Here is a 12,366-nt window from a genome sequence, read left to right as displayed (position 1 = left end):
TTATTTTTTAGGCTCTATATCGGATCCAAGGAGAACTGTAGAATCGAGCCCTAGATCCTTTCTTAATACGTGATATACTTTCGTTTTTTCTAATATGGAGGAAATTTTGTCTGCCACAGCGGTATTTCCGGATCTATCCAAGATAACAGTTTTTTTGATATCTTTTGTCCAAGCATTGTCTACTGAGAGGACCTTGATACGTTTGTCTGCTAAAGTGGTTCTAACATCTTTTGCGAGACCAGCAACATCCGTTCCATTTAATACTTCCGTTCTGGCATATTCCCCGTCCGTAAAAATTTCCGCAGATACATCTTTATGAAATTTTCGGATGGCTACGGAAACTCTCGCAGGATCCGCAGTTAAGAATAGACGTCTAGTTTTCGGATCTAATGCAGGCTCTCCAGGAAGTTCAGTAATCCCAAATGCAAGTCTATGAGAAGTCGCGAATTTTAGAAGAGTGTAAAAATCCTCTTTTGAAAAATCAGAATCCACCAGACTGAAAACCATCTCTGACCAAAACGAATTTAGAAGTTCTTTGTTTTCGTATAAGGTTTCGTAAACGGATAAGACCGCGCTTTCTTGTCTGCTGATACGATCCAAATAATCCAAGGTTTCCTTTTTATCCATATAAGAAACGTAATCATACGCATCTTCTCCTGAATAAGAATATAAACCAGGTTCTCTCACATAAGAAGGAGAAATTCTGTTAGTGCGATTATCGGTGTATAAATTCACTCCGCCTAAAATATCTACTATCTTAATAAATGCTGAAGCATTGATCTTTATCGTATAATTTGGCTTAGAGCCTAAGATATCTTGGACTGCATCTTTAACTGCGGATGTAGCCTTAGATTTGATTTGTTCTAAACTATCTTCCGGATCTTCGAATGTAGTGATCGGGTGAAAGAAGAATAAGCCGACTCTTTCTTGGGAAGGGAAGATAGTGGCTAAAAATCCGAATTCATATATGTCGTCATTTCCTACTGCATGGAAAAGTATATGGATCGGTTTGCCTGAGCTGATCTTCTCGTCCAGACCTGTTCTTCTGAAATTACGAAATAGAAAAAACAATAACGCCAAAAATAGAAAGCCTGCGGCGATCCATAATGGAATAAGATTAAAAGGTCGAATCGGTTTGTTAGGACTCAAATCAAAGCCTCGGATTCCATTCAGAAAGAAAAAATAACCCTGTCAATTGGATAATTTTCCCAAGGCGAAATGATACATGGAGATGGTTCTTTTATGGATTTCTCTTTTATGATCCAAAAGGTCTTGCATAGTATGGATCGCCTTATTCAAAACGGCATTGTATAGATTTTCTTTGGCCTTGTTTCTCCATTCCGAATATTCCTTTTGTCTTTCCGCAAACTCGGAACCTAAAAAGTCGGCGGCATATAAGATATAATCCAAAATTTTCAGGTCATCTCCACCAAGTGTATGGTGTTTCACTGCATCTAAAACTGATCTTGTTTTTAAACCATATTCTGTTTCCAGATAATAAACGGCGGATCTAGAATGCCAGGCTGCTTCCGGAAGTTTAGGGGATTCAGAGTCTCCTAGTTTAGCGAAAAGTTCCAAATGGAATTCTTTGGGTTTTTGTTTTGTGATATCGTGAACCACACCCGCTAAATACGCCTCCTTTGTTTCATTAGGAGAGTAGATGTTTGCCAGTTCTTGTGCAATCTCGGCTACCCGAAGACTATGTTCCCAACGGGTCTTAGTAATTTCCTTGGGAACAATATCAGTAAAATAAGTTATCTGTTCGAGAGTAGTATTCGGAAGCATTGATAAGTAATGATTGGTCGTTTAAATGTAAGATTTATTTTTAAGTATGGTATTCCACACTTCATCAGACAATGCAATCGGTTTCCTATTATCCAAAATACATTTAGGAAGTTCTTCCCTTAAATCTATGGAAGCAGCTTGTATGATCTGATTTTGTAAAAATACGATTTTATTTTGGAATTTTTGCAGGTTTTCATTTTGAGGAATGGATTCTGAAAATCTTCTGAACACCAAAAGAGAATGGATCTTGTCCAAAATATTCTCCCAGTTTTTCCACTTATGGAATTCCGAATAATTATCTTCTCCGATTAGAAGTGCGAGCCCGGCACCGGGTTTTATATTCAGAAGTTCTAAAATGGTTTCTTCGGTGTAACTGGGAGTTTCTCTTTTGATTTCCCAGTCCCAAACTTTTGTATTCGGAAAGTTTTGGAACTGAGTTTGAACAAGATTTAGGATCAGTTCTGGAGGAGTTTTTTTATTCTGTTTCCAAGGAGATGTATGATTTGGAACAATCAAAAGTTCCTTTGCGTTCGGAAAATTCTCCCAGAAACTGGATGCGACTTCTGCATGACCTAGATGAGGAGGATCAAAACTCCCGCCAAAAACTCCGACCAGCCCGGAAGAGTTCATGTAAGTAGAAGGTCCCTTATCCTCGGACCTGTCCTTCTCCTTCCGCGTAAGTAGTGGTAGTAGTAAGATGTACAAGTCCCATAGGACCTCTTACATGTAGTTTCCCTGTGGAAATTCCGACTTCTGCTCCGAGTCCGAATTCTCCTCCATCATGAAAACGAGTAGAGATATTTACAAAGATAGCAGCTGAATCCAAGGAACGACTGAAAAAATTCGCAGCACTTACATCTTCAGTTACGATTGCTTCGGTATGACCTGAGCTAGTTGCCTCAATGAATTCGATCGCATCTTCTATCTTATCCACAGTTTTGACGGAAAATCTTAGATCTAAAAATTCTTCTAAGTAATCTTCTTCTTTAACAGCTTGGCCTTGAGGAAAAATTGCAAGAGATCTTGGATCTAAAAGAAGTTGAACTCCTTTAGATGCAAGTCCTTCTAATAATTCTTTAATATAAGGATATTCGGAATGTATAATTAAGTTTTCTGCAGCATTACAAACCCCAGGTCTTTGAACCTTGGAATTTATCGCGATAGGTAAAACTTTTTTAGGATCTGCCGATTTATCTATATAAAGATTCACTACTCCCTTATCATGTTTCACCACAGGGATAAGAGAATTTTCAGAAACAAAACGGATAAGACCTTCTCCGCCTCTAGGAACTACTATATCAATATAAGAAGTTTGTTTTAAGAAAGGAATCATATATTCTCTTTCCGTTCTATCTACGAAGGTGACAGCATTCGGAGACAGGCCTTCTTCTTTTAAACAGTCTTGGAAAATTTTAGCAAGTATTGTGTTGGAGTGAATTGCTTCGGAACCGCCTCTCAAAATACATGCGTTTCCCGATTTGAAAGATAGAGCTCCCACATCAATGGTAACATTCGGTCTGGATTCGTAGATCACCATCACTACGCCCAATGGAACTCTTTTTGTATTTAAACGCACACCATTCGGAAGAGTAGTCCCTCTTACGGTTTCGCCGACAGGATCAGGAAGAGCCTTAATTTCTAAAACTGCGTTAGCTAGACTTTGGATCCTTTTTTCATCCAGAGTCAATCTGTCCAAAAGTGCAGAGGATAATCCTTTTGATTTTCCTGCTTCAAGATCCTTAATATTCTCTTTTAGGATTTCGGATTTTCTGGAGACCAATGCTTGGCTGAGCTTTTCCAAAACTTTATTCTTTTGGGATGTATTGATCGATCGAATTTGTCTATAAGCATCTTTCGCGGATTTACAAAGTTCGTCCACATAGATGGATTCTGCTGATCTTTGGATCATTCCTGACCTCCGTTACGTTTGGCTCGGAGAATGGACTTAATTTCCTCCTCCGTAAAGTTTTTCTTCTTACCGTTAGAGACAACCAATGTCCCTAGAGTATTCTTTTCTATAAACTCACGCACGCAATTTTTAAGATTCCCGTCTATGATCCCGCAAGGAATTCCTGCCTCACTGGAAATAGAAGCCGCCTTGAGTTTTGTATACATTCCCCCGGTGCCTGGGCCGCTTGGGCCTCCCGCTTGAGAAAGTTCGGATTTTCCTACTTCTTCCAAGAAAGGTAATACTTTTCCGTCTTTTAGAAAACCTTCTACACCTGTGAGTATGATCAGAAGATCCGCTTCTACGATTAGACTTACGATCGCGGAAAGAACGTCGTTATCTCCGAATTTTACTTCTTCTGTGGCGACTGAGTCGTTCTCGTTTACTATGGGCAGAATGCCCCAATCCAAAAGTTGTCCGAAGGTATTTTTCAGATTTTTAAATCCTTCCGGATTTTCCATGTCCAGAACTCCGAAAAGTATCTGAGCGATCGGAAGATTTACCTTGGAAAAAAAACTATCGTATAAGTTCACCAGGCGATTTTGGCCCATGGCTGCCAGAGCTTGCTTTTCGGGGAGAGATTCTCCGGCCTCTGTCGGGTTGGAAAGTGAGGATAAAAGTTTTCTTCCTCTTGCGATTGCTCCAGAGGAAACTAAGATCACTTGTTTTCCAAGATCCCTTAAATGTCGTATGTCCGAAACCAGACTGAAAAGGAAATCATTCACTTCCTCTTCTGAGCCTGAAAGTCTTGCGGAACCTATCTTAATTACTATTTTATTGGATGTTTTAATTCTCTCGTTCAGATCATTTCGATTCATCTGAATTTTCCCGGTGTTCTTCTTCGTTAAAATGTAATTCTTCCAGTTCTTTTTGGAAGAAAGTGGAATCCATTACGGAAAGTAATTCTTCTAAATTGATCTCTTCCTGGGCTGAAATGGGGATCACCCTTCCCAAAGAAGAAATAGATTTAAGTAATTCTTCCGTAAAACTCTGGTCTTCCCAGATATCTATTTTATTTAAAACGATCAAATGCGGTCGGTTCAGAAGTTCCGGATTATAAGATCTCAATTCTGATTGAAGCATTTTGAAATCCTCCTTAATGTCCAGAGCAGCTGCATCAAAAACGTATAATATACCTTTTACTCTTTCTATATGTCTTAAAAAGGAAAGTCCTAGGCCTATTCCTTTACTTGCACCTTCTACAATCCCAGGAATATCCGCTAAAGTATAACGGTAAATATCTCCCTTTCTTTTAACCACGCCTAGGTTAGGGGAAAGAGTAGTGAACGCGTAGCCAGCAATCTTAGGGTGTGCTTCCGTAATTTTAGAAAGTAGGGTGGACTTTCCTGCATTAGGAAGTCCTACAATCCCAACATCTGCCAAAAGTTTTAGGCTCAGGCGTAGATGTTTATATTCTCCATCTTCTCCAGGTTGAGAAAATTTAGGGGTTTGGTGAGTAGAAGATTTGAAATGGGTATTCCCTTTTCCTCCTCTTCCTCCCTTGACAACTTGGAATTCACCGTCATCCTTAACGAAATCGTAAAGTAGTTCTCCACTTTCTTCGTCGAAGACCTGGGTTCCAAGAGGAACAAAAAGAATTAGATCTTCTCCTTTTTTACCGGATCTTTCGTTACCTTCTCCAGGAAATCCATCCTGGGCTCTAAATCTTCTTTTAGTAAGATAACGATCTAGGGTAACCATGGAAAGGTTGGCGCGGATAATAATATTGCCGCCAATTCCTCCGTCACCACCATCAGGTCCTCCGAATTCCACATACTTCTCTCTTCTGAAATGCATGGATCCGGCTCCACCATGCCCGGCGGTAACTTCGATCAGTACTTCATCTAAAAATTTTTCCATGTGAATCTAAGGCCCTAAAATAAAAAAAGAAAGGCTCGAGGAAAAAATCCCCGGAAGGCCTTTCTTTTTCCACGCACTAAATCTGAGATCTAATGCTTATTTCGGGTAAACGGAAACTTGAACTTTAGTTTTAGAAACTTGTTCAAATTTTACGTGACCTTCGACTAGAGAGTAAAGTGTATGATCTTTACCTACACCTACATTCTTTCCTGGGTTTAATCTAGTTCCTCTTTGGCGAACGAGAATATTACCTGCAAGAACAAGTTCTCCACCGAAACGTTTTACACCAAGACGTTTGGATTGGGAATCGCGTCCGTTTTTGGATGAACCGCCACCTTTCTTATGTGCCATGTTTATTCTCCTATGAGTTCAATTTCAGAAGGATATTGTTCCTTCAAGTTGACCAATCCACTTTTTACGAGATCGAAACTCGTATGAACAATCGGATCAGTCTTTTTTCCGGAGACGATCTTGAAGTCCAAGAGTCCGTCTCCGATCACCGCTTCTTCTGCCAAACCTTCCTTGCTCAAGTGCAAGTAAAGAGTTTGGATGAGTACTCCGACAGCGGCGCAGAGAAGATTTTGTCCTTTGGATCCGTGCATCTTAGAAGCATGCCCGGAAGATTCCAAACCTAGGATTTCTTCTCCCTTTCGGAGTATCTTAATCCGGATCAAACTGCCGAAAGAGAAACTACCTTAACTTTTTGCAGTTGTTGTCTATGGCCCCAAGTTCTTTGAGAGTTTTTACGTTTTTTGTAAACGTATCCTCTTACTTTTTCTCCTTTAACGTCTTCCAATACTTTCAGGGAGACTTTAGCGGATTTAAGTTCCGGGGATCCGATATGGACCTTATTATTTTCAGCGAATAGTAGAACCTTAGCATCGAAGGTATCACCAGCATTTTTACCGGTTTTTTCAGTCAGGAATTCAAGATCCTGAGTGACTTTGAATTGTCGGTTGCCGACAGAGATGATCGCGAACATGATTACTGGCCTAGTTTTCTCGAGTTTTGACCAGTTTTGACCGGTCCGAGCCGGTGTCAAGGGTTTTGGGGTACGATTTCCAAGGAAGAAGATTGTCTTTCGCTAAAGCAGTTCCGTTATTCGGGTTTTAAATCTTGCTTAGATTTCTGGGAATCAGATCTAATAGTCTATATTATTATGAGATATCTTATCGCTAAGAAAAAAGATTTGGGAGACGGTTTTTTTGTAAGAAGGGTACTTCCACAGATCGAAGCCAGAAATGTGGGACCTTTTGTTTTTCTGGATCATATGGGTCCGCTTCCCATTAAGACAGGAACTGAAATTGTAGTTCGCCCTCATCCTCATATTGGTCTTGCGACAGTCACTTATTTATACGATGGAGTGATCACTCATAGAGATAGTATCGGAAAGGTAGAAGATATCCGTCCCTTTGAAGTGAACTGGATGACTGCTGGATCCGGAATCGTACATAGCGAAAGATCCAAATTAGATCCCGAATTTAATATTTTGGAAGGTATCCAAACCTGGGTGGCTCTTCCTAAAGAATTTGAAGAGACTTCTCCTGAATTTTTCCATCATGAAAGAGAAGAATTGCCTACAGTTAGTGGAGGAGGCTGGGAACTCAGGTTGATCGCCGGTTCCTTCATGGGAGAAGTTTCTCCGGTTAAAGTATATTCTCCTTTATTCTACGCGGATCTAGAAGTTGAGGCTGGTGCAGAAGTAGAATTGCCAGTTCCATCCGAACAAGAAGCAGGCATTTATGTAGCCAGGGGTAAGGCTGACGCAGAAGGTAAGATTGTTTCAGTCGGGGACATGGCTATCTATCCAAAAGGTGGGGCTGTAAAATTCAGAGCTGAAGAAACCTCTCGAATTGTACTCCTAGGCGGGGTTCCACTTTCTACTCCAAGGCATATGTATTGGAACTTTGTATCTAGCTCTTTAGAGAGGATAGAACAGGCAAAAGTGGATTGGAAAGAAGATCGATTTGCTCATGTGCCTGGAGAGACTGAAAGGATCCCATTGCCCGAACATTAAGAATCCTAAGATCGTTTAAAACCGGTTATTAATAGCGATTGGATGCGTTCTTTTTCATCCTATTGAAAAGAATTTCCTAAAATTCCACCTTGTCACCCTGGCCCTTACGTAAATTTTGGTCATAACATGGAAATCCGCAATATCGCCATTATCGCACACGTTGACCACGGTAAAACAACCCTTCTAGACGGTATTTTACGCCAAACCGGAGCAGTTACTGCCAAGGAAGACGGGGAAAGGATCATGGATAGTAATGATCTCGAAAAAGAAAAAGGGATCACGATCAAAGCCAAAAACACTGCAGTTGTTTATAAAGGCACACGTATCAACGTAGTAGATACTCCTGGTCACGCGGACTTTGGAGGAGAGGTGGAACGAGTACTTTCCACAGCGGATTCCTGTCTTCTTCTTGTAGACGCATTCGATGGGCCCATGCCTCAAACCAGATTCGTACTCGGAAAGTCCTTACAATTAGGACATAGACCTATCCTAGTTATCAACAAAATCGACCGTGATGGAGCTCGCCCTGACGCTGTAGTCGATATGGTTTTCGACTTGTTCAGCGATTTGGGAGCAACAAACGAACAATTGGATTTTCCAATTGTATACGCTTCTGCAAAACAAGGTTGGGCAGTCAGCAAATTAGAAGATGCTCCTAGCACGAATTTGGATGCATTACTTGATACTGTACTTTCTCATGTGCCTCCTGTAAAAGCGAATATAGAGGCTCCTCTACAATTCCAAGTTACTTCTTTGGATTATAATGATTACGTAGGTCGTATTGCGATCGGTAAGATCTATAACGGAAAACTGCAAAGAGGAATGAGTGTAGTTCAACTTTCCCCTAAAGCGAACGGTAGGGACGAAACCCAAGTTTTAAAAATTACTAAACTTTATAATTTCGAAGGGCTCAAAAGAAACGAGATCGAAGAAGCAGAAGCAGGAGATATCGTTTCTATCGCCGGATTGCCTGATGTATTTATCGGAGATACGGTTTGTGAACCTGGAAAACCGGCACCAATGCCTGCGATCGAGGTAGAAGAGCCGACCGTTTCCATGTATTTTATGGTAAACAATTCTCCATTTGCGAGTAAGGAAGGTAAGTTTGTAACTACCAGAAATATTCGCGAACGTTTAGACAGAGAATTAGAAACCAATGTCGCGATGCGTTTGGAAGAAACAGAAGATAAAGACCGCTTCAAGGTTTTAGGCCGAGGAGAATTACATCTTTCCGTACTTATTGAAACCATGAGAAGAGAAGGTTTCGAACTACAAGTTTCCCGCCCTGAGGTGATCATCAAGAAGGGAGAAAACGGAGAAAAACTGGAGCCTTATGAGTATCTTGTAATGGATCTACCAGACCAATTCACAGGAAGTATTATTTCAGAGTTAAACCGTAGAAAAGGAGAGCTTCAGTTAATGGATGCTCATCCATCCGGAATGACCAGAGTAGAATTCGTAATCCCAACCAGAGGTATCATCGGATTCAGAGGTTACTTCGTAACTGAGACCAAAGGTGAGGGAGTCGCATCCAGCCGATTCTTGAGATTCGACGCCTATAAGGGAGAAATTCCTGGAAGAAAGAACGGCGCACTCATCTCCATGGACTCAGGAGAGACCACAGGATACGCACTTTGGAAAATCCAGGAGAGGGGAGAGTTATTAATCGATCCTCAAACTGCTGTATATCCAGGTATGATCATAGGTATCCACTCCAGAGACAATGACTTGGAAGTGAACCCTGTAAAAGAGAAAAAGCTTACTAACGTAAGATCTTCTGGAGCAGACGAGGCGATTAGACTTGTCCCTCCTCGTAAGTTCAGCTTAGAGCAGAATATTGAATTCTTGGACGATGATGAACTTTTGGAAGTAACTCCTCAAAGTATGCGTCTTCGTAAAAGACATTTGGATGCAAACGCAAGAAAGCGCGCTGCCAAATAATCGATTTTCGAAAGTCATTTAAAGAAGAAGGCTCGCTTAGGCGGGCCTTTTTTTGTCCTTCCTTGTGATTTCAAAGGATTTATGTAAGAGTGGGTTTTAAGGTTTTAGTATGAAAATATTCTTTTGGAATCGGATTACTGTCTTTTTCATAATAATTCCAATGTCAAACTGCTTTGGACTAATGGTATCTTCTGTAAAAAACGGTTATATAGAACATCGGATAGAGGCTGATGAAATATACTCCTACCAAAAGTCTTTAACTGTTTATCCACCTTTACGAATTGAGACCAAGGGAACTTGTACCTTACATTATCATAAGGCTTATTCTAACGATACAAACGGATTCGTTTTCGGTCCCATTCCGGTCTTCTGGTCATCAGCTTCCAATAGAGAATTCGTTGTTTTTTTGAAGAATGAAATTCCGGTCATAAAACTTTCAAATCGCCCTGCAAGTTGCGAGTACGGTTGCTTCTGTAGCATAAAACTTAGTATCTGGAGCAAAGGTGGCTGCTCTTGTTCTTGGGGATGCACTGATTCAGTATCGCTATTTGATAAAATTGAAAATATGTGTTCTAAATAAAATTAAGCACTGTATCAATCGCTACAGAATTATCTCTACACCAAATGGTATAAAACATATTATAATTTTAGAATATTCTCTATCTTTATTTTTGATTGAACGATCGATTTAAGATTATTTTTTCACTTACACTTATAATTCTCTTATTTTCTCAATTGACAATTTAACACTGTTCTATAATTCCCTTTGTGGGCCGGAGACACAGAAGAGGTGTACAAAGGTTCAAATAGCGAACGTTCGAAATTAAATATTTAAATCGATTGTTTGTTATATATAAAAAGAACTCCTTCCAAAAGAGGCAAAGCCCGGGAAGTGAGATCCGTAGAGAGAATAGTTTAAAAGAAGAGGGTTAAGGAGAATGTTAAAAAGAGCAAAGTTAATGGTAGCTGGGGTTCTATTCCTAGCAGCGGGAGCAGTGAGCGCGTCTGGTGGAGGTTCTTCAAGTAAACCTCTTGCAGGAGCTTATCCAATCGTATTGACTCATGGTATTTTCGGTTGGGGTAAATCTACTGGTATTGTTGATTATTGGGGCGGAAACGCAGCTTATCTTCAATCCCAAGGAGCCACTGTTCTCACTCCTACTGTAACAGCCACAAACTCTTCTGCAGCGAGAGCTGCTCAGTTGAAAACTGCGATCCAAACTGCAATGGCAGCTAATAATTACACCGGAAAAGTCCATATCCTCGGACATTCTCAAGGTGGATTGGACGCAAGATACTTAGTATCTAACTTAAGTTTTGCAAGTAAAGTAGCAACTCTAACCACAATCAATACTCCTCACAAAGGAAGTCCGGTTGCGAGCGTGATAGAAGCTGTGATCCCGAATTGGGCACTTCCTTATGTAGGAACAGTAGTGAATACTTTGGTGGGAGTTGTTTACGGACAATCTAGCCAAAATGCAGTTGCTGCATTAAAACTTCTGACCGTAAGCGGTGCTACCTCATTTAATGCAAGCGTTCCGAATGCTTCTGGAGTTAAGTATTTCTCTTACGGATCTTATATGATCGGTAATGATCTTATCCAGCACCCTGCAATGGGACTTCTTGCACCTATTTGTTCCATCGGAGCACCTTTCTATGGAATGAGTGTATGGAATGACGGTGTAGTTCCTGATGATTCTCAAAGATGGGGAACCTGGAAAGGTGGTCCTTCTTATGGAGTTTTAACTACAGGTGTAGACCACTTAGAAGCAACTAACGCATTATACCTAGGACAAGCTTGGTATGATACTAACGGTTATTACTTAAAAATGGCTTCTAACGCAAAAAGTAATCAATAAAAGACAGTTTCGATCTCGTAAAATAGGATGCGCCTCCATTTGGAGGCGTTTTTTTTATTCCCGATATAGTAAGTATGCTTATTAAAATGCTTGCATAATATGTGCACTTATTATATAGGATATCCAGATAGTAAGTGTGCTTATTATCTGGAGGAATAAAATGTGGAAGTATGAGTATAATACAACAGTAAAAGGGATAGATGCAAAATCACTTTGGGAAGCCAGATCTGACGTTTCCAATTGGTCCAAATGGGATTCTGATATAGAATGGACTAAGATAGAAGGAGAAGTTTCCGTAGGTAAGGAATTTGTGCTGAAACCTCGCGGAGGATTTGCCTGTAAGGTTTTGATCACTGAATCCGAAAAACCATTCGTATTCGGGGACGTGACCTACCTTCCTGGGGCCAAAATGAAATTTTTGCATTTTTTTAAGCCGAACCAAGACGGAACTGAGATCAAGGTGGAGTTGAGTATTTCCGGGCCTCTTGGCTTTCTTTGGAAAAAAATCCTGGGAGAAGAACAGGCAAAAGGAATGGAAGAAGAGATCCGCAAATTTTCCGAATTGGTCAGGAAGGAAATCGGATGAGCTCGAAGTACTGGATCGTTGTCGCTTCCAAGGAGCATTCCACCCTAGGAACGTCTCAAGGGATTGTCCAAGCCTGTCATGGAAAAAAAGCGCCTCTCGCAAGAATGAAAAAGGGGGATTGGGTCTTGGTGTATTCATCTAAAGAAAACTTCGGATCTAAAACTCCTTATCGAAAATTCACTTCACTTGGGCAGATAGAGGATGATTCTATCTATCCTTTCCAAATGAGCGCAGATTTCTGTCCTTTCAGAAGGAACGTTAAATATTTTCCTACTCAGGAAGCGGATATTTTACCTTTGGTTTCATCTTTGGATTTTATCAAAAATAAAAAATCCTGGGGCTTTCCGTTTCGGTTTGGTTTTCTGGAAAT

General features: G+C 40.5%; 13 protein-coding genes and 1 pseudogene. 5 read left to right on the top strand and 9 right to left on the bottom strand.

The window, feature by feature from the left end; genetic code table 11:
• The 9 genes from CH377_RS06870 to rplU form a co-directional block, all read right to left on the bottom strand.
• Positions 1 to 1,149 carry an LCP family protein gene (locus tag CH377_RS06870; RefSeq protein ID WP_100723046.1) on the bottom strand — a complete coding sequence of 383 codons (1,149 nt, stop codon included), beginning with the start codon at positions 1,147 to 1,149 and terminating at the stop codon, positions 1 to 3.
• A gap of 42 nt (positions 1,150 to 1,191) precedes the next feature.
• On the bottom strand, positions 1,192 to 1,785 hold the full coding sequence (gene yqeK / locus CH377_RS06865) for a bis(5'-nucleosyl)-tetraphosphatase (symmetrical) YqeK (protein ID WP_100723045.1): 594 nt from the start codon (positions 1,783 to 1,785) through the stop codon (positions 1,192 to 1,194).
• A gap of 21 nt (positions 1,786 to 1,806) precedes the next feature.
• The gene (locus CH377_RS06860; RefSeq protein WP_100723044.1) at positions 1,807 to 2,415 is read right to left on the bottom strand and encodes a nicotinate-nicotinamide nucleotide adenylyltransferase; all 609 of its coding nucleotides are present in this window, start codon (positions 2,413 to 2,415) and stop codon (positions 1,807 to 1,809) included.
• A gap of 16 nt (positions 2,416 to 2,431) precedes the next feature.
• Positions 2,432 to 3,694 (bottom strand): glutamate-5-semialdehyde dehydrogenase, encoded by a 1,263-nt coding sequence (locus CH377_RS06855; RefSeq protein ID WP_100723043.1) that lies wholly within the window; start codon positions 3,692 to 3,694, stop codon positions 2,432 to 2,434.
• The gene (gene proB / locus CH377_RS06850) at positions 3,691 to 4,557 is read right to left on the bottom strand and encodes a glutamate 5-kinase (protein WP_207797605.1); all 867 of its coding nucleotides are present in this window, start codon (positions 4,555 to 4,557) and stop codon (positions 3,691 to 3,693) included. Before proB ends, CH377_RS06855 begins: the two co-directional genes overlap by 4 nt.
• Positions 4,538 to 5,593 carry a GTPase ObgE gene (gene obgE / locus CH377_RS06845; protein WP_100723041.1) on the bottom strand — a complete coding sequence of 352 codons (1,056 nt, stop codon included), beginning with the start codon at positions 5,591 to 5,593 and terminating at the stop codon, positions 4,538 to 4,540. The genes proB and obgE overlap by 20 nt, the downstream gene beginning before the upstream one ends.
• A gap of 96 nt (positions 5,594 to 5,689) precedes the next feature.
• Entirely contained in the window at positions 5,690 to 5,944 is a 255-nt protein-coding gene (gene rpmA, locus CH377_RS06840; RefSeq protein ID WP_100723040.1) for a 50S ribosomal protein L27, read from the bottom strand.
• Positions 5,945 to 5,946: 2 nt separating this feature from the next.
• Positions 5,947 to 6,267, bottom strand: a complete 321-nt coding sequence (locus tag CH377_RS06835; RefSeq protein WP_100723039.1) for a ribosomal-processing cysteine protease Prp — start codon at positions 6,265 to 6,267, stop codon at positions 5,947 to 5,949.
• Positions 6,264 to 6,575, bottom strand: coding sequence for a 50S ribosomal protein L21 (gene rplU / locus CH377_RS06830; RefSeq protein WP_008593635.1), 312 nt, complete (start codon positions 6,573 to 6,575; stop codon positions 6,264 to 6,266). Before rplU ends, CH377_RS06835 begins: the two co-directional genes overlap by 4 nt.
• Positions 6,576 to 6,752: 177 nt before the next feature.
• On the opposite strand from rplU, the gene CH377_RS06825 reads away from it, so the two are divergent.
• The 5 genes and pseudogenes from CH377_RS06825 to CH377_RS19850 all read left to right on the top strand — a co-directional run.
• The gene (locus CH377_RS06825) at positions 6,753 to 7,610 is read left to right on the top strand and encodes a pirin family protein (RefSeq protein ID WP_100723038.1); all 858 of its coding nucleotides are present in this window, start codon (positions 6,753 to 6,755) and stop codon (positions 7,608 to 7,610) included.
• A gap of 126 nt (positions 7,611 to 7,736) precedes the next feature.
• Complete coding sequence (gene typA / locus CH377_RS06820; RefSeq protein ID WP_100723037.1) at positions 7,737 to 9,551, top strand: translational GTPase TypA; 1,815 nt, start codon at positions 7,737 to 7,739, stop codon at positions 9,549 to 9,551.
• A 938-nt stretch (positions 9,552 to 10,489) separates the two neighbouring features.
• Positions 10,490 to 11,410 (top strand): esterase/lipase family protein, encoded by a 921-nt coding sequence (locus tag CH377_RS06815; RefSeq protein WP_100723036.1) that lies wholly within the window; start codon positions 10,490 to 10,492, stop codon positions 11,408 to 11,410.
• A gap of 160 nt (positions 11,411 to 11,570) precedes the next feature.
• Complete coding sequence (locus tag CH377_RS06810; protein WP_100723035.1) at positions 11,571 to 11,996, top strand: SRPBCC family protein; 426 nt, start codon at positions 11,571 to 11,573, stop codon at positions 11,994 to 11,996.
• A pseudogene (locus CH377_RS19850) lies at positions 11,993 to 12,355 on the top strand (EVE domain-containing protein); the annotation flags it as partial. The gene CH377_RS06810 and the pseudogene CH377_RS19850, both read left to right, overlap by 4 nt.
• Positions 12,356 to 12,366: the final 11 nt, after the last annotated feature.

It is taken from the genome of Leptospira haakeii (assembly GCF_002812045.1).
Taxonomy (GTDB): Bacteria; Spirochaetota; Leptospiria; order Leptospirales; family Leptospiraceae; genus Leptospira_B; species Leptospira_B haakeii.
This window is presented reverse-complemented; position numbering and strand designations above follow the sequence as displayed.

Excerpts from the sequence above, each read along its gene's own strand:
- yqeK (WP_100723045.1), bottom strand. The coding sequence starts at position 1,785 with ATGCTTCCGAATACTACTCTCGAACAGATAACTTATTTTACTGATATT.
- CH377_RS06860 (WP_100723044.1), bottom strand. The coding sequence starts at position 2,415 with ATGAACTCTTCCGGGCTGGTCGGAGTTTTTGGCGGGAGTTTTGATCCT.
- CH377_RS06855 (WP_100723043.1), bottom strand. The coding sequence starts at position 3,694 with ATGATCCAAAGATCAGCAGAATCCATCTATGTGGACGAACTTTGTAAA.
- obgE (WP_100723041.1), bottom strand. The coding sequence starts at position 5,593 with ATGGAAAAATTTTTAGATGAAGTACTGATCGAAGTTACCGCCGGGCAT.
- rpmA (WP_100723040.1), bottom strand. The coding sequence starts at position 5,944 with ATGGCACATAAGAAAGGTGGCGGTTCATCCAAAAACGGACGCGATTCC.
- rplU (WP_008593635.1), bottom strand. The coding sequence starts at position 6,575 with ATGTTCGCGATCATCTCTGTCGGCAACCGACAATTCAAAGTCACTCAG.
- CH377_RS06825 (WP_100723038.1), top strand. The coding sequence starts at position 6,753 with ATGAGATATCTTATCGCTAAGAAAAAAGATTTGGGAGACGGTTTTTTT.
- typA (WP_100723037.1), top strand. The coding sequence starts at position 7,737 with ATGGAAATCCGCAATATCGCCATTATCGCACACGTTGACCACGGTAAA.
- CH377_RS06815 (WP_100723036.1), top strand. The coding sequence starts at position 10,490 with ATGTTAAAAAGAGCAAAGTTAATGGTAGCTGGGGTTCTATTCCTAGCA.
- CH377_RS06810 (WP_100723035.1), top strand. The coding sequence starts at position 11,571 with ATGTGGAAGTATGAGTATAATACAACAGTAAAAGGGATAGATGCAAAA.